Genomic DNA, 18514 nt, shown 5'->3' on the forward strand with positions numbered 1-18514 from the left:
TATAAGTTTAGACACGAGGTACGCATTCTTCCTCGGTCGGGTGAAGCAGTGACGGAGCCGCAGCGAGCAGCATCTTCGTATACTCATGCTGAGGGTGATAGAACACATCTTTGGCAGCACCCCGTTCCACGATTTTTCCGCCGTTCATCACCACAATTTCGTCCGATACATACCGCACCGTTTGAATATCATGACTGATAAACACCATCGCAAGACCAAGCTCTTTCTTCAGGTTAGTGAGGAGATTAAGTATCTGTGCTCGAACCGAAACATCCAGCGCAGAAGTCGGCTCATCCGCAATGATGACATCGGGCTTGAGACTGAGCGCACGCGCGATTGCCACACGTTGACGCTGACCGCCAGACAACTGTCCTGGAAGTGCGTCAAGAGCTGAGCTTGGAAGCCCCACCATGCGGATAAGTTCCATGGCGCGATCAATCCTCTCCTGCTTTGTGCCCAGTGCATGCACGGCGAGAGGGTCAATGAGCTGGTCAATTACCTTCATGCGTGCGTTCAATGCAGTAGCAGGATCTTGGAATACCACTGATACAACTCGACCGATTTTCTTCCTCTGAGCTGCTGAACGCTTCGTGACATCCACACCCTTAAAAAGAACCGTACCTTCTGTAGCCGTTTGTAAGCCACATAGTACATTCGCAGTAGTGGACTTACCACAGCCAGACTCTCCCACAAGACCGATGGTTTGTCCTGGCATCAGCTTGAAGCTGACATCATTAACCGCGGTGATCGTATTGGGGTGAAAAATACCACCAGTGCGCGTTTTAAAAATAACTTTAATATTTTTGAGTTCAATGATTGGAGATACTGCATCACTCATGAGTTTTCTCTCCTTCCAATGTAATAGGCGCTGCTGGTGTGCTATCCTTAACGATGTTGGACACAATTCCTGGAACATCAGCACCATTTTCAAATGCATTGTTCAAAGCTGGGTCTATGATATGAACCATTTCTCCAGGACTGCTCTGCGGATTATTATCTGTGTCCAACTTAGCGAGTGAAGGTCGTACAGCATAGCGATGATGCGTGTGCGGAATCTCAATCATCACCGGATGTTCATCAAGAGCATCATTCGGGTGCGACGAGCGCGGTGCAAAACGATCACCCTCTGGGAAATCCTTAGGGCTTGGAACAGTTCCAGGAACCTGATGCAGTGGACGCTGTCCAGCTTCGATAGAGATTACCGAGCCGAGTAAGCCGCGTGTGTATTCATGACGAGGGTCAGTCAAAATCTCCTCAGTAGAACCTTGTTCTACGACTTGACCAGCATACATGACGGTTACTTTGTGTGCTACCTTTGCAACGAGCGCAAGGTCATGCGAGACAAAAATCATTGCGAAGCCTAACTTCTCGCGTAGATCATTGAGCAGCTCAATGACCTGGCGCTGTACTGTAACATCTAGCGCAGTTGTAGGCTCGTCAGCGATGATAAGTTTAGGGTCACGAGTGAGAGCCATTGCGATAAGTACACGCTGACGCTGACCACCAGAAAGCTCATGAGGATATGACTCCAGCGTACGCTTAGGGTCAAGCCCCACGAGTTCCAAGAGTTCTTCTGCTGTGCGTGTGCCGCCACGTTTAGTGAGCTGTGCCATCTGATTTTTAATGAGCATAGATGGATTTAGTGAGCTTAAAGCATCCTGGTAAATCATCGCAATCTCATGACCACGCAGAGCATTATGCTCCTTAGGATCCAGACCGACGAGGTTCTTACCATCAAAGTTAATCTCACCCGTGATAGTAGCCCTGCTGTCCAATAATCCCATGATAGCCAGAGATGTAATAGACTTTCCGCAGCCAGACTCGCCTACTAAGCCCATAGTTTCGCCTGGGCGCACATAGAAGGATACGTGATCTACCACATTCACGTCACCATGACGCGGGAACGAAATACATAGATCTTTAACTTCGATAACTGGCTCACCAGCATCTGCACCCTTTGGGGTAAATCTATCAGTCCTTAGGCGTTCCGCTTCCTTGAGCTGTGCCAAGGATTGCACCAAAGACTCATGCTGAGCAGCATAGGCAGCTACAGGATCTGCGAGAATTTGATCCTCTTTACGTGCAGCAGCTGCATCTTCTGGGTTCCTTACCACTGGAGCACTTGGCGCAGATACGATAGCATCTGTAATCCCCTCGGAAAGAATATTCAGGCTGAGCACCGTAATCATGATTGCTAAACCTGGATAAAGTGCCTGCCACCAGTAACCGAAAATAACGCCCTGCTTTGCAGAAGAAAGAATATTTCCCCACGTTGGAGTCGGCTCAGGAAAACCTAAATTAATGAAAGACAGCGAGGCTTCGAAGACGATAGCATCTGCCACAGATAGCGTGGTAAATACCATAACTGGAGCAGCGATATTTCGCGCTACATGCTTTACTAAAATCCATGGAGCTCGCGCGCCAGACACGATAGCAGCCCGAACATAATCGCGACCATATTCACTTATGATATTTGCACGCACTACTCGTGTAATCTGGGGCACATACAGGATACCAATTGCACAAATAATGCCAATCATGGATTGTCCCAGAACAGTAACGAATACTGCCGCAAGCGCAATACCTGGTACCGACATGAAAATGTCTACGATACGCATAATTACTTCGGAAATCCACGGACGAGATACTGCGGCAATAGCTCCTATAACTGCTCCAAGAAGAAGCGCTAAAGCCACTGCACCAAGACCAATAACTAGAGAGTATCGTGCACCATAAAATACGCGGCTCATGACATCTCGACCAAGGTTATCCGTACCAAAAGGATGTGCCACTGATGGTGCTTGATAGCTCATAGTGATCTTGAGTGGATCTGCTGGCGAGATAATTGGAGCAATGACAGCAACTATTACGAGGAGGATGATAAAGAAACCAGCAAGTTTTGTACTGAATTTAATGTGCGAAAAACGCTGAAACTTAACACCTGGACGAGATACAGCCTGAACAGCTTTATTATGACCAAACAGCATATTACACCGTCCTAATCCGAGGATTGATGAGCACGTAAAGCAAATCAACCACCATGTTGATAACGACGAAAGCAAGCGCTACTACAAGTACTACGCCCTGAACTAAAGTCGGCTCATTACCGTTAATACCTTCAAAGAGTGTGGTACCCATGCCTGGCAAGGAGAAGATGACCTCAATGACGATAGCCCCACCCATGAGGTAGCCGATTTTCATACCAAGAACCGTGATAGGAGTAATTAAGGCGTTACGGAGGACATTACGCGACACGACTACCGCTTTAGGAACGCCTGCACCGATTGCTGTCCTGACATAATCCTTATCAAGTTCTTCTACCATGGAAGTTCTGATGACTCGAATGAGCTGACCCGCTACCGGCAACCCTAAAGAAAATGCAGGCATCGCCATACGTGCCAGATACGCACTCGGATTTTCATTAAACGGCACTAATGGACCCGCACCAGGAAGTACGCCAAGTTTGATTTGGAATACGAAGATCAAAAGGACTCCGAGCCAAAATGATGGAGTCGCGATAGCGATTACAGATAAGATGCGGATAACTTGATCTACCCATGTATCCTTGAAGAGTGCTGCTAAGACACCAAAAACTGTCGCCACAACGATTACAACAGCAAGGGCGATAAATGTTAGCTGCACAGTAATAGGAAATGCTCGCGCGATACGACCTGCAACAGACTCATGATTGAGTCCGTACGTGCCAAGATTGCCATGAAGCATGTTCCATATGTAGGTAAAGAACTGAATATACCAAGGCTTATCAAGACCGTTTGCTGAGCGGTATGCCGCAAGTTCTGCCTGAGTAGCATTCTCTCCTAATGCTGCCGTGGCAGGATCATATTGAGAAAATGACATAAGGAAGAATACAAGGAATACGACACCAAACGCCACAAGCGGTAGTGATGCGAGCCTCTTGCCTAGTAATCTCAAAAGATTAGACATAAGATTTCACCTCATTTATGAAAGTTACGCTGTGCGTTTTCGCCCAATATCACCTTCGATTTCAGCAAAAACGCACAATTTCAGTAACTTACCGTCTAACTACTTCTTGCTTAGCTCTTGATTTAAGAAGTACAAACCAGTGGTACCTCCAGCCTTATAGTTCTTAAATACGCCTTTACGTACTGCAGTAGTCAGCGAGCGGTGGAAGAGTGGATAGATAGGAACTTCTTCAGAGACCAAATCCATAGCATCATTCCATGCCTGCACTCTCTCTTCTTCAGTATCAGCTACCACTGCTTTGTCCATGTACTGGTGAAGTTCAGCAAACTTTGGTGAATCTTTCCAGAATGTACGGGTCTGAGTCCACGCATTGTCGCCAAGCCACCAGCCAAGCAAAATGTCTGGATCGTTTCCAAACACAGACGGATCCCCCGGTGCAATTGCCATGGAATAGTCAGCGTTTGGCTTATCAGTAATGTTTGGATACAATGCTGCAGACTTCATAGACTGAATGTCTACCTTAAAGCCGAGAGCCTCCAAGTTATTCTTAATTTGTGGTGCAAGCTCTGTAATCCACGTAGCATCCGTAGTGTATAAAGTGAACTTTGTTCCAGAAGTGACACCCGCATCTTTAATAAGCTTCTTCGCCTTTGCTACATCATAGGTATAGACGTTCTTTGCCTTGTGGTAATACTTGAAACTTTTTGGTAAGAACCCCGTAGCCGCTTCAGCTTGACCCGCAAGTTGATTCTTGATAAGCGTATCTACATCGATACCATAAAGAACTGCTTGGCGCACTTCTTTCTTATCAAAAGGAGCCTTATGCGTATTGAACATAATAAATGCTTGGTTAAAACTTTGCGCTGTGATAAGTTCTGAACCCGAAGATTTTAATGTCTCAAACGCCTTCGACGGTACATTTTCCATGATGTCGTTTTGTCCAGACTGCATAGCTGTCACACGAGCAGTGTCATCTACGCTGACATTCCAAACAATCTTCTTGGAGATAGCTTTAAACTCACCGTTATAGTATGGGTTTGTCTCAGCAGTAATCTTCTGATCCGTAATTTCTGTGTACTTATAAGGACCAGAACCGATAGGCATCTTCTGTAATTGTTCATCAGACATAGATGCAGGGACAATCCCTACAAGTGCCAATCTTTCCTTGAGCAACTTAAAGGCATTCTTAAGCTTGAATGTCACCGTAGAGTCATCTTTGACATCTACACTAGAAATAAAGGATAACATAGGTGCGAAGAGGGTTCCGTCCGCTGACATCTTATCGAAAGATGCCTTTACATCCTGTGCAGTGACAGCACTGCCGTCGGAGAACTTTGCATCTTTACGTAAGGTAACTGTGTACTCGGTGTCAGATACCTTTGTCGGATCACCTTCAGCAAGACCTGAAACAATCTTGAAATCGTTCATTTGACGTGTATACAAAGCCTCTATAACATGCCAGTTTGTAGCCATAGCTAAAGCTTGCGAAGTAGAGAGAGGATTATAGTTCTGACCCGAATACGCCATTTGAGCAGTAATAGTACCTGGAGTTACTGTACTTACTGCACCAGAAGATGACGATGCAGCGTTTGAGCCTGCGCCGCATCCGGCAAGCATAAGAGCTGCAGCGGCTGTCGCAGCTGCAACTTTTATCGTTGTCCCGAATTTCATTTCGTTTCTCCTTCAACACTGAAAGATCTCACAAGAGCGTTAACTTCCGCTTATATGCCTCGTAGCATTGAAATAACTCCCTGTGTGTGAGCTGGAGTTTTCTCCTGTTCATATCATAAGACATCAGACAACTTTTGTCAAAGGTGATTCAGAACTATAAGAAATTTCTCTTGAGTTCTCTGTATCCTTCACACACCGTATATTTCACACGAAAAGCACGATATGAAATAGACGCTTGAAGCATACAAAATGGCGCCGAAGTCTAACTCCGACGCCATTCGATTCTGCTTTATCGAGAAAGCACTAGTTCAAACGCAACTCAGTAGAAGGTGCAAAGAGGTGCATCTTCGTTGGGTCGATGTGAATGCGAACAGTAGAGCCGACCTTTGGAAGAGCGCGTGGGTTGACGCGAACCGTGGTCATGTTGTTCTGGTCAGACATAACGGTAGAACCGCTTGCTGCTGCTTCTGGATCCACAATGTTTCCGTAAATGTAGCCATCGGAACCAAGATCTTCCACATTCAGTACTTCGAGCTTGAATGCGTCTGGCTCAGTGTCAGATGCGAGAGAAGCATCTTCTGGACGGAATCCAATGATAATCTTGCTATCATCCTCAGCAGTGAGCTTTTCTACTACTTCTGCTGGCAATGTAATCTTGTCATCACCGATGACTGCCTTGCCGTCAGCTACCTTGTGAGTAGAGAGGTTCATAGATGGAGAGCCGATGAAGCCTGCTACGAAAACATTCTCTGGGCGATCATAAAGCTCAGTAGGAGCACCAACCTGCTGGAGTACACCAAGCTTGATAACTGCAATGCGGTCACCCATGGTCAAGGCTTCAGTCTGATCGTGGGTCACGTACAGAGTAGTGACACCAAGCTGACGCTGCAATGCTGCAATCTGTGTACGAGTCTGTACACGAAGCTTTGCATCCAAATTAGACAAAGGCTCATCCATGAGGAAGACCTTTGGCTGGCGAACGATTGCACGACCCATAGCTACACGCTGACGCTGACCACCAGACAGTGCCTTTGGCTTACGATCGAGATATTCGGTCAAATCGAGAATAGCTGCTGCCTTCTCAACGCGCTCACGAATTTCGTCCTTAGGAGTACCAGCAATCTTCAAAGCGAAGCCCATGTTGTCTGCCACAGTCATGTGTGGGTACAAAGCATAGTTCTGGAATACCATTGCGATATCGCGGTCCTTAGGCTGCATGTTCGTGACATCCTTGCCACCAATCAAGATGCGACCCTTATTTACTTCTTCAAGGCCTGCGAGCATACGCAAAGTTGTAGACTTACCGCAACCAGATGGACCAACGAGGACGAGGAACTCGCCATCCTTGATGTCAAGATTGAGGTTGTCTACTGATGGTTTATCGTTACCTGGATAGATACGGGTAACATTCTCAAATACCACTTCTGCCATATTTAATCCTTTCATTGGCAGGTACGTGCCAAACGATCCGTTGTGAGAGGGTTCGGTCATTCTATTGTGGTTCTTGAAGATAACTCTTCTTCGAGCCACTGTCCACTATACACTTAAAGCTGACTTATGTATATGAGTGTTTCACAATACAAATCGCATACAAGAAGGCAGTGAGTTTGTCTCTCACCGCCTTCTTGTGGAATTTCATCCAAAGTTTCGGATTTGTATAACCCTACTTATTTCTCTTAATCTTCATCGAGCGTGATCTTTAACGTATCACCCTTCAGGGTAAACTCGCCGTAACCCCAAATGTAGTTTTCGTCTGAATCATCTTCCCAGCTATCGTCGAAGAAACTCTTACGCTGATAAGACAATGTAGCTCTACCACCACTCAGATAGAAGGAATTATCAGAGATATCTACATCAGAAATCTTTGGATATCTCGTAATGCTCCATGATAAATTCCTATGACTATCATCAGCATCGATATACGAGGAGAATGGGCAACCCTTCGGTTCGGATTCTGTCGATTTCGCGCACTCATCCAAAGTTGCCTTTACCTTTGCCTCAATATCCTTTTTAAGTGTATCAGTTGCTTCAGTTGTGACTCGAACGCTATCACCGCTCGTGACATTCTCACTAAAGCTCTTGACATACTTTGTTCCCTGCATGGTCACATCATAAACACCAGGATAAACGGTGTATGTGTACGTATCGCCATAGTTAGACGTCGAATTCTTTTTATCGACCTTGACACCGCCGATGGACACAGGACCAGACGCATCGTCAAGAGACACAGTCACGTTGTCTAGGATACCCTTAGAAATCTTCCACTGATTGAATACGCCAAACTGTTTGCCCGTTGGCTTTACAGTAATGCGAGCGGTCTTGTTGTCGCCTTCGAAGTTGTATGTCACTAGATAGCTCTTCGAACCATCAGAGTTACTTATTTCTTTGCCTAAAGTTGCCCCAGAAATATGTGCATGAGAACTTTTGCCAACCTTCGACGTGAGCAGAGCAGCCTGTTCAGAGGAAAGACCAAGGCTCGACATACTTGTCGCCTTTGTATAATTACCGCTTTCCAATGCCGCGATGTAGGACTTCACTACAGCCTGAGAGCCGAAAACAGTCGTAGAAACTACATTGAAAGCGATAATCAGCGCGATGACAACTGCAGCAGCAATTGCGCTAATGATGATTGTCCGCTTCTTTTTCGCACTCATCTGTGTGACCGGAGCAGCCGGAGTGCTCGGAGCTGCAGTTGGAACGGCATTTTGAACAGTAGTTGGGTCAGTGTTTGGAGCTCCTGCTTCAGAGACACCTGCTGCCATAGATGGCATGGTACCCGTAGCAGTAGCAGCTGGACCAGCGCCATAAGGTGCAGAAACTGATTCAGTAGCAGCATTCTGATCCATCACACCCTGAGCCATAAACTGCGCGTCAGCTTGTGGGAACACAACTACACTGTCAGCGACAGCAGGCCACATGGTGCGAACAAGTGGCTGAAGAGTCTGCCCCAAGGTCCGTGCGCAAACTTCAAGAAGGAACATCCACACAGCAACGATGAGAGCGTACCACCATTCAACGCCCAGAGAAACAGATTCATTACTGAGCTCGCTAAGAGCATGTGCATCTACAGCAAAACGGAAGCACACCAGTTCAATGACGAGCCAGATGATTCCTACAGTTACAGGCGTTTGCCATGAATACTTCCATCCCGCGTACTGTGTGTCAGAAGAGTTACGCACAATCATACGCAACGCGATGTAGAAGCTCGTAACAAGGAACACAACAAAGAGGATCCATCCCCAGCCATTCTGCCCCGTTGCTGAGAACAGATTAAGACTATCTGCATTCCCGCCTATGCTCGACAATTGATTGTAATTAGCGACAGAGCCGAAGGAAGAGAAAGCCACAGAGCACACTATAACCATCGGAAGAGTGATAGGTAATGTGAGAAGGAATGCGCCATTCTTTGTTTGAAGAGCGCTGATAACTAAGACAATGATTGCTGCTACGGCAAACACCGCACTATAAATTGCCACTGATTCCACAACAGTACGCACAAAGCCACGCGCCTGATGAGCCCACTTCCAGCAAGCCTGGAAAATCGTTTTTTCTGCGGCAAATCGGTTTGCCAATGCAAGACCTGCCCATGTGCCTAGCGTCGTGAGAACAAATGCCATCGCAAAGCTACTGAACGAGACTCCAGAAAGACTCATAGAAATTTCCTGTCCCATAATCGAGGCAGATGCGTTGGTCGCTGATATCAATCCAATAAGGACATACACGATGCCAGCAGCTACACCAGTAAGCAGAGATGCCCACAGATTAGTCCACCTCTTCGTCCTCACAAGAGCCCTACCACACATAAATGCGCCAAATGCGCTGCCGATGAGCAAAGCAATACCAGAAAGACCTAGCGGGAAAGCAATACTGACTTTAGCAAGACTGCTTATCGACAAGACAGCGCTACCACCCACACCAGTAGTGAAGAGGATGCCAAACCCGGACAACGGATTAGCATGGGATTGGACAGTATCCGTAAGACTGCTTAAATCCGATGTAGACGACAACGAGTTCAGCATTGACGTGCCTAATATAGCAAGCAGACCAATCTCGATAATCGTCATAACAACTGCTGATGCCAGACCAATCCCCAGAGCAACGCCAAGCGTTTTAAGCCTTGGCAGAGCAAAGACCTCAGATTTACTCAAAGGCGATACCGGTGTCCCTTGTGGCTGCGTCGGATTCGCAGTCTGGTTTACTGTCTGATATGCAGGTGCCTGATTCGTAGTTTGCTTAGCAGTCTGATTCGCAGATGAAGGAGCGAACGCCGGAGCTGAGGCAGGTGTAAAAGCCTGAGGAGCCGGAGTAGGTTGTGGTGCAGACTCAGGAGTAGGAGTTTGTGGCGCAAGCTCTGCCACCGGCTCGGATACTGCATTCACAGGTGCTGTGGCTGCGTTTACAGGCGTACCACATGAACTACAGAACGCAGCGCCATCAGGAATCTGAGAGCCGCAATGATTACAAAACATCTTTCTTCTCTTTCGTTTATAGGATTTCGATAATTTATATATCCTTGAACAAACAAAAATTGCTTTTAGCCTTTCTATTATATAGAAAGATTGACTTTACCCTCCTGATATCAAAGACAAATAAATAAGGCTCACGAGAATGATTTTTGTAGGAAGAAACAAGTATTCTCATCTCCACACATCACCCGAGTAAGAATCCACTAGGATTTCCCCTAGTAGCAGCGCTTGCATAAGATAACACTATGAGTGAAAACTTCTCTGTCCTAGACCTTGCCCCAGGAAACGTCGTGGGCGGCTATACGCTGATAAGTCGTCTCGACCAAGGTGGCATGGGCACGATTTGGCGGGTACACGACGATGGCGGAAACGTCTATGCCATGAAGATTTTACTTGATTCCCTCAAAGAGGGTGAAGACGGCGACACTTCTGAACAACTCACTGCACGTGAGCGATTTCGCCGGGAAGCTCTCGCTTTGCAACGCATCGACCATCCCGGAGTCAACCACATCGTGGATATGGAACTTGACGATGCTTTGGCTTTCATTGTGACCGAGCTTATCGATGGCAAGAATCTCCGCGACGATGTGTATGAAAACGGTCGGTATACTGCCGAGGACTTGGAGCAGCTCGCGCGCATGCTTATTGATGCTGTAGATGCAGTCCATGCAGCAGGGATTATCCACCGAGACATCAAGCCCACAAATGTCATGATTGCGAAAACAGGTCCTATTTTAGTGGACTTTGGCATTGCAATGGGTGAAGATGAATCACACGTCACCCGTACCGGTTTAGTCATGGGAACTCCAGGGTTCATCGCGCCCGAAATCATTGACGGCGCCGAGTCCGATGAAGCGACAGACTGGTGGAGCGTAGCATCCGTTTTGGGCTTTGCAGCTACTGGCAAACCTATCTTCGGCTCTAAACCACTCATGACCGTTTTAGAACGTGAAGCATCGGGTAACGCTGATTTGTCAGGCTTGCCTCCACTCACACTGCACGCTATGCGAATGGCGTTAAACCCCGACCGTATGCAACGATGCTCTGCACAAGAATTACTCAGCGCCATCGCTCAAGAGGCACAAACACCTGAAATTTGGGATAACGGTGACGAGGAGCCAGATACGGCTGCCACAACCACAGTCATCAATTCCTCTCCTTCCGCGTGGAACATACCCCGCACCCATAATGTAGAGTCCAACGGCAATGAAACTCAGGTGATGCGCCCTTTTGGAGCAAGCTCTTTGGCGCGAAAAGAAGGAAAGGAGCAGACACAGACAGATAGCATCGCTCCGACGCAAATTATGCCTACTCTGCCTACACAGGCGATGCCCACTCAAGTACTTCAACCTGTGGCAACCTATGCAGAAGGACCATATGAAATGTCAGAGCTTTTGCCTACATCATCTTCTGCGATTGCTCCTACTTCTGTACTCACACCCACGCCAGCTCCTTCACCAATGCCTGCACCCGTGCCAACACAGCAAACACGCACAACAGATACTCCTCTTCCACCCACGGAATCGGCGCCTGAATTCCCTGTGCTCCGCCCCACACATGCCTATAACATCACACTTGCAGTAGGCGGCATCCTCATCGGAACAAAATTCCCATTCTGGGCATTAATCTATATAGCTTGTGTCACATTTGTCGCATCAATTCGCGGCTCTCGTATTCTTTCATTTCAAAGACACCCCCACTCGAGCGTCAGTACGAATCTCGCATTGCCGTGGCACGCGATTAAAGCAGCACTTACCGCAGTAATCTATACGCTGAGTGCAGCTATTATCATGGGTATAGTCAATGTACTCGGCATCGCGCTAGTTCGTGTCATGTATCACGATATTTCATACGGAGGTTGGGTACCACTCCTCATTGTCATCAACGCCGCATCGCTTGCATTTATATGGCTTATTCTGTTCAGACGAGCCGGAGCACAGTCTTTATGCGTGGGATTGACACAGAAAACGGAGCTTCCACAAAGTACAAAAGTAGCTTTACGCGCGCTGTATGCGGTATGCATTGTGGCAGTTGTTATAGCACTTGCCTTAGCAGGAGAGACCATTTCATGGGAGCCGCTTGCTGACGTACAGTCATTCCTCGTCTCTGGAATTTCTCGTATCCTCACAGCGTAGCATTGACGCGTTGGGCCCCTATAGCGGACCCATAGTATAGAGTGGTGTGCATGGCAAAGAACAGTGAAAAGCGCGCACAGTCACGCAAAGAACGTCTTGCGGCACGCGCCGAAGCAGAACGTATCGCGGCAGAGCAGGCAAAACGTGAGCGCACCATTCAGACGGCGATTGGCGTGGCAGTCGTCGTTGTACTCGTGGCTGTCATTGGCACCGTGGGCTACTTCGTAGGACGAAATATGTGGGAAAGCTCTGTACCTACTTCTCAACGTGCCGATAGCCTCTATTCCAAGGTGGAGGCAGTCAAAAATAAGCCAAAGAACGCTACGAAAGACGGCGGCTTCTTACTCTCAGCAAAGGGACTGAATAAGCAAATTTCAAACGTTCCGACCATTGACGAGTATATGGACTTTATTTGCCCAGCATGCGGTACGATGAACCGTACAACTCACGCGACCATCGAATCTATGGTGAGCGCCGGGCAGATAAACTTCGTGGCTCACCCGGCGGCATTCCTCAACGCCAGCTCTACAGACAGGTATTCCACACGGTCAGCTGCATTTGTGGCGTACGTCCTCGACAATGAGCCTGATAAGGGCATGGCGTTGATAGCTAAACTCTTCTCTACTGATACTCAGCCAGGTGAGGCCTCCGCATATAAGAGTGTCTCAAATGCTGATTTAATTAAAATCGCGCAAAGCGTTGGAGTGAGCGACAAGGTAGCTCAAGCTGCAGCTCAAGGCAAGTATGAGAAATGGATAGATGCTATCAGCGCATGGGATCCATACCGCGAAGAGCTATGGAATGTAACTGGTTCATATAAGGGTACTATGACCACTCCAACTATCCTCATCAATAAGAATTATTGGGATTACAACACGCTTACCGCCAAGTACAACACTGATTATGTAAGTCTTCTGCTTGAGTCTATCGGCTTGACCAAAGCTGATGTGGGAAATAGTAGTGCAAAGCCAAGCATTGGCAGCGGCACGCCGCGCGACATCTCCAATGATGCCACAAGCAAGTCAAGTGGTTCAAAGAGCGAGTCGGATAGCGAGGATGCAACAACTTCTTCACGATAATCTTCGCTCTTATGAAATCTCATAAAATCGCTACGCCACTTTCTTCGGCGTGGCGATTTTGTAATGTAGAGCGATTTGTGTAAAGTAGTGCAAGGTTCGTTTAAGCGTTCCGGCGCCTCTATAGCTCAGTTGGTAGAGCAGCTGATTTGTAATCAGCAGGTCGAGGGTTCGAGTCCCCCTGGAGGCTCTTTTTTATACTTGTTTTGTGCTTAATTCTCAAATTACACCTGTGTAATATGAATTATTAGTTCATAGATTTCAGAATCTTCTTTTTCCTTCGTATTTTCTATTACCCTCATATAAATATGGCTAAAGTGTGCTCTCATACGTGGTTAAAAGCGGATTAAACGGGGCATGAGTCGAGTCAGACATACAAAACTAGCGCAACGCAAACAGTAGAGGAGAGATATGGCACTTCGTTGGACTCCGCAACGCTTTACCACACTTCGTCGATGGCGCATTGCAGTGTGCATCATGCTCAGTCTCGCTCTCACTGTGACCACATTCTTCGTTGGTGTGCGCAAATCTGTCGCCCTGACCGTCGATGGAAAGACCCGACACGTTCACACACTCTCCTTGAGCGTAGATGGGCTTCTCCGTGAGCAGCGAGTCAATGTAAAAACTCATGATTTCGTCGACTCGTCTTCTGGAAGCCTGCTTAAAAATAATTCTCATGTCGTCGTACACACTGCATACGAAGCAACCATCACCATCGATGGAAAACAAGTAGGATTTTGGACGTATGCCACAAGTGCAGACCAACTACTTGCGTTATTCAAGCAAAATGAGAAGAACGCCGTAAAAGTTACGGTTGACATCAAAAATGTCTATAACAAATTGACCGGCGGCTTCGTCATCAATGCAAATGGCCCTGTGACAGTCAGAGCAGACGGGAAGGAAAGCATTGCTCCAGACGGCAAGCAGCCAGCTGCAGCCATTCTCGACTCTCAAGGGATTACTTTAGATAAAGATGACCGAGTCAGTGTCGAGCAGGATAGTAATACTACGGTCTTACGTATTACACGTATCACGTATACACAGTCCACACGTGAAGTAGCGATTCCTTTCAGTACACGAACTATCAATGACGACACGCTTGACGAAGGTACACGCGTAGTAGATCAGCAAGGCGTGACTGGTATAACGACTCAATACTTAAAAAACACTGTGGCAGATGGTCACGTAGAGTCAAGCGAAATTACCAAAGAGATCGTTACTCGAGACCCTCAGGATGAGGTCATCCGCATAGGTACAAAGAAGAAAGAGGAGCCACAGGCTTCAGGCGCTTCTGCAGAGAAGAATAATTCAACTTCTAGTGACCAAAATTCTACTGCGCAGAAAAACGACCAATCACAGTCCCAGACAGATACACAGTCACAATCTTCCCAAAATCAATCTCAAACCGACAAGCAGGCAAAAGCTGCCCAAGAAGCACAGAAAAAAGCTGCAGCTGAGGCCGCTGCAGCCGCAGCACAAGCAGAAGCACAAAAGCGCGCGGCTGAGCAGAAAGCAGCTCAAGAGAGAGCTCAAGCCCAGGCACGCGCCGCTCAACAAGCCCAGCAGCAGGCTCAGGTTCAAACTGGTCTGTGGCATCCGACCGTAGCTCAGGCAAAAGCCTATGCGCAGGCAGCTGCAGCGCAATACGGCTGGACTGGCTCAAACTGGAGTGCAATCGAGTGGCTCTGGAATCGCGAGTCGAGCTGGCGATGGAATGCTCAAAATTCGTCCTCCGGCGCTTATGGCATTCCTCAGGCTCTCCCGGGAGACAAAATGTCAGTCTACGGCGCAAACTGGCGCGATGATGCCTCTATCCAAATCAACTGGGGGCTCAACTATATCAAGCAACGCTACGGCACACCTCTCGCCGCGCAAGCACACAGTAAGAGCACCGGTTGGTACTAAAGTAAGGCACTATGACTGAACTCGAAAAATTGCCAGAGCTAACTTCCGTCTCCCCTTCTGAGCACGATAACGTCAGCGAGCTCAAGCAACACAGTGCAGGAGAGCACGTCCCAGAGCAAGAGCGTACACACGTACACACTGGCAGTCTTTTAGGAGCAGCAGACATTCGTGCAATTGCTGCAGATGCTGGTATTTCGCCAACGAAAAAGTTCGGTCAGAATTTCGTCATCGATCCAGGTACTGTGCGCAAAATTGTACGTACAGCAGGAGTCACAGCACATTCTCATGTAGTCGAAGTGGGTCCCGGTCTCGGCTCTCTCACACTTGGTCTTTTAGAGACAGGTGCATCCGTAACTGCTATTGAAATCGATACGCCAGTAGCCAAGAGATTACCTCACACAGTGCAGCAGTATATGCCTAGCGTTGCAAACCATCTGCGTGTAGTAGAAATGGACGCTCTCAAAGCAACGCCAGACAATACTGGAATCACAACAGACTGTCCACTCACTCTCGTGGCAAATCTTCCTTACAATGTCGCCACCCCTATCATTCTTACGATGCTTGAGCGATTTACAAATATTGATTCTTTCGTCGTAATGGTTCAAAAGGAAGTGGCAGATCGTCTTAGTGCACAGCCAGGAAATAAAGTTTATGGCGTTCCAAGTGTAAAACTTGCATGGTATGGTGTAGCTCAACCAGCCGGCACCATTGGACGTAACGTTTTCTGGCCTGCGCCACACGTAGATTCTGCACTCGTAGAGTTTCATCGTCATGCAACACCACTGGCAGAAGATTCCCTGCGTGACACTGTTTTTGAACTCATTGATAGAGCTTTTAGCCAGCGACGTAAAACTCTACGTGCAGTTCTCAGAAAAACTCTTCCCGATGAAGTTTTTGAAAAAGCGGCAATTGATTCGAGCCGCCGAGGTGAAACTTTAACCATTGAGGAATTCATCGCACTCGCAAAGGCATACGTTTCGATAGACTAGAGGGACACGATAAACGGAGGACACATGGCAGATAATAGCGTTCGCAACGAGCGAGAGCAGCGAAAGCTCTATCTTCGTGCGCGTCAGCGTATGATTCTCACTGGTACTGTCGGCTTTCTTGTCGTTGCAGTACTCATTTCTCTCGTTGGTGCGTTTGGTGTTTTCTCTCCTGCTAAGGCAAAATCTGATTTAACCGTTCAAAACAATTTCGGCGTTCAGACCGCATGCCTTGCACAGGGCACGACGATGGCAAACCCTGCCGAAATTACATTGCGCGTGCTGAACGGCACGTCCAAATCAGGCCTTGCCACCGCAGTAAGCGAAGAGCTACATAATCGCGGGTTCATCATTCAAGGTGTGGGCGACTATGACAGTACTCAAGTCCTCGCTCGTACCGAAATCCGTTTTGGTAAAAATGCCGTTGCCCAAGCATATTCTGTAGCAAGCTACTTCAACGATGCTATTTTGCGCATGGACAGTCGCGACGACAATCTCATAGATGTCGTCATTGGTTCATCATTCAATGATCTCATTGACACAAAGCTCATTCCAAAGACTGGCGCCAAGCTTGAATCAAGGACAAATTGTGTAGACGTTTCTAAGCTTCAGGGTGTACCTCAAGCACCTCAGCATCAAGCTGCGTAACCATGCTATATAGCGCGGATTACTTATCCTATAATAATATTGCACAACCTTACGCTTTATATTCGTTTCTTTAGAGGAAACGAAGTAAGGGTTCGGTATATGTGACCAAACCCTCTCGAGTGTGACAAGGTTTTGTTTTTAATAGAGCACTATGACAGCCGCAGACACTATTTATCTTGTTGCTTCCACCAACGTTTAAGCTCTTCTACAGCGACGTCATACTCCACCGGGCCATTATCGAGTCGGAAATCAAGCATGTGCTTGTACGCTTTCCCAACATAAGGCCCCGGCTGAAGACCTAATATTTCCATGATTTGATCGCCGTTGACGTCTGGACGAATCGCTTCGAAATCTTCCTTCTTCTTCAGCTCTATGACGCGCTCTTCTAAGTCGTCCATCGCACGGGCAAACATCTGCTCTTTCGCCTTATTCTGTGTAGTAGCATCAGCTCGAGTAAGCCGGTTGAGGCGATGGTAGAGATGACCAGAATCTTTGACGTAACGACGCACAGCAGCATCACTCCACCGTTCGTCGACATACCCGTGGAAACGTAAATGCATCTCTACAAGATCGCTCACATCCGCAATCATGGTATGATCAAAATGCAAAGCTTTCATGCGCTTGCGCGTCATCTTCGCACCAACGACGTCGTGATGCATAAAAGTGACCTTGCCGTTGTCCTCAAACTTACGCGTCTTTGGCTTGCCAATATCATGCATAATGGCTGCCAACCGCAGTGTCAAATCAGGACCTGGAACTGGTCCCTCATCATCTGTCTCTAACGCAATAGCTCGGTCGAGTACTTGCAACGTATGTTCATACACGTCTTTATGACGATGGTGTTCGTCAATTTCCAGCTCAAGTGCCGGAAACTCCGGAAAGATATAATCCGACAAACCAGAATCAACCAGTGCTTCCAACCCCTCGCGAGGATGTTCAGAGAGGAGAAGTTTACATAATTCATCACGCACTCTCTCCGCAGACACAATCTCAATCCGCTCCGCCATATCATAGAGCGCTTCTGCCGTATCAAGACCTATGCGGAACCCCAACTGTGCCACAAATCGCACAGCTCGCATCATGCGCAGAGGATCGTCGTCGAATGACTGCTCCGGAGATACCGGTGTACGTAAGATTTTACGCTCAAGGTCACGCCTGCCATCAAATGGATCGACAAATTCGAGGCTTGGCACACGGATGGCCATTGCATTTACAGTGAAGTCACGCCTGCTCAAGTCGCCCTCTAGTGAATCACCATAACTTACCTCAGGCTTGCGGGAATCTGGCTCATACACATCAGAACGGTACGTAGTAATTTCAACGGAATACTCTCTACCGTCCGGCATGCGCTTTAGCACGCCCAACGTGCCGAATTTGCGTCCCATATCCCAGAATCCATCGCCCCACTTCTTTAAGAGAGGCTCAAACTCTTCCGGACGAGCAGACGTGCAGAAATCTAAATCATGCGCCGGCCGTTGAAGCAGTAAATCACGTACAGGACCACCGACGAGAGCGAGCTCAAACCCATGCGCTTCAAAAAGTTCGCCCAGCCCCATCGCTACTGGTGAAATTTCGAAATCCACTCTTGACCTCTTTTCATCTGCATCCAATACGTTTCCATTGCTTCTACTGTCTCCTTGCACATCATCACCTGTCGTGCAGAACGAGGACGAGAGCAAAAA

The 18514-nt window shown here is 47.6% G+C and carries 12 protein-coding genes and 1 tRNA gene; 6 read left to right on the plus strand and 7 right to left on the minus strand.

Going from position 1 to position 18514, the window contains the following annotated elements:
- Positions 1 to 7: 7 nt before the first annotated feature.
- The 6 genes from ACFQY8_RS01940 to ACFQY8_RS01965 form a co-directional block, all read right to left on the minus strand.
- Positions 8 to 838 (minus strand): ABC transporter ATP-binding protein, encoded by an 831-nt coding sequence (locus ACFQY8_RS01940; protein ID WP_377938070.1) that lies wholly within the window; start codon positions 836 to 838, stop codon positions 8 to 10.
- On the minus strand, positions 831 to 2987 hold the full coding sequence (locus ACFQY8_RS01945; protein WP_377938072.1) for a dipeptide/oligopeptide/nickel ABC transporter permease/ATP-binding protein: 2157 nt from the start codon (positions 2985 to 2987) through the stop codon (positions 831 to 833). The genes ACFQY8_RS01940 and ACFQY8_RS01945 overlap by 8 nt, the downstream gene beginning before the upstream one ends.
- Before the next feature lies 1 nt (position 2988).
- Positions 2989 to 3945: an ABC transporter permease gene (locus tag ACFQY8_RS01950; RefSeq protein WP_377938074.1), complete on the minus strand. Its 957-nt coding sequence runs from the start codon at positions 3943 to 3945 to the stop codon at positions 2989 to 2991.
- A gap of 99 nt (positions 3946 to 4044) precedes the next feature.
- A complete protein-coding gene (locus ACFQY8_RS01955) occupies positions 4045 to 5616 on the minus strand; it encodes an ABC transporter substrate-binding protein (RefSeq protein ID WP_377938076.1) in 1572 nt (523 codons plus the stop codon).
- Between the two features lie 303 nt (positions 5617 to 5919).
- Complete coding sequence (locus ACFQY8_RS01960; protein ID WP_377938078.1) at positions 5920 to 7047, minus strand: ABC transporter ATP-binding protein; 1128 nt, start codon at positions 7045 to 7047, stop codon at positions 5920 to 5922.
- 245 nt (positions 7048 to 7292) lie between these two features.
- The gene (locus ACFQY8_RS01965) at positions 7293 to 10085 is read right to left on the minus strand and encodes a zinc-ribbon domain-containing protein (RefSeq protein ID WP_377938080.1); all 2793 of its coding nucleotides are present in this window, start codon (positions 10083 to 10085) and stop codon (positions 7293 to 7295) included.
- A gap of 242 nt (positions 10086 to 10327) precedes the next feature.
- Between ACFQY8_RS01965 and ACFQY8_RS01970 the strand changes: the two genes are divergently transcribed.
- From ACFQY8_RS01970 to ACFQY8_RS01995, 6 genes are all read left to right on the plus strand, one after another.
- Complete coding sequence (locus ACFQY8_RS01970; protein ID WP_377938082.1) at positions 10328 to 12217, plus strand: serine/threonine-protein kinase; 1890 nt, start codon at positions 10328 to 10330, stop codon at positions 12215 to 12217.
- A gap of 50 nt (positions 12218 to 12267) precedes the next feature.
- Positions 12268 to 13296 carry a DsbA family protein gene (locus ACFQY8_RS01975; protein ID WP_377938084.1) on the plus strand — a complete coding sequence of 343 codons (1029 nt, stop codon included), beginning with the start codon at positions 12268 to 12270 and terminating at the stop codon, positions 13294 to 13296.
- A gap of 114 nt (positions 13297 to 13410) precedes the next feature.
- Positions 13411 to 13483 (plus strand) — tRNA-Thr (locus ACFQY8_RS01980).
- A gap of 221 nt (positions 13484 to 13704) precedes the next feature.
- On the plus strand, positions 13705 to 15198 hold the full coding sequence (locus tag ACFQY8_RS01985; RefSeq protein WP_377938086.1) for an aggregation-promoting factor C-terminal-like domain-containing protein: 1494 nt from the start codon (positions 13705 to 13707) through the stop codon (positions 15196 to 15198).
- Between the two features lie 11 nt (positions 15199 to 15209).
- Entirely contained in the window at positions 15210 to 16187 is a 978-nt protein-coding gene (rsmA, locus tag ACFQY8_RS01990) for a 16S rRNA (adenine(1518)-N(6)/adenine(1519)-N(6))-dimethyltransferase RsmA (protein ID WP_377938088.1), read from the plus strand.
- Between the two features lie 24 nt (positions 16188 to 16211).
- Positions 16212 to 16832 carry a LytR C-terminal domain-containing protein gene (locus tag ACFQY8_RS01995; RefSeq protein WP_377938090.1) on the plus strand — a complete coding sequence of 207 codons (621 nt, stop codon included), beginning with the start codon at positions 16212 to 16214 and terminating at the stop codon, positions 16830 to 16832.
- Positions 16833 to 16999: 167 nt separating this feature from the next.
- Here the strand turns inward: ACFQY8_RS01995 and ACFQY8_RS02000 are convergent, their stop codons facing one another.
- Complete coding sequence (locus ACFQY8_RS02000) at positions 17000 to 18415, minus strand: CCA tRNA nucleotidyltransferase (protein ID WP_377938091.1); 1416 nt, start codon at positions 18413 to 18415, stop codon at positions 17000 to 17002.
- Positions 18416 to 18514 lie beyond the last annotated feature (99 nt).

Origin of the sequence: Alloscardovia venturai (genome assembly GCF_042676605.1) — a bacterium.
GTDB lineage: Bacteria > Actinomycetota > Actinomycetes > Actinomycetales > Bifidobacteriaceae > Alloscardovia > Alloscardovia venturai.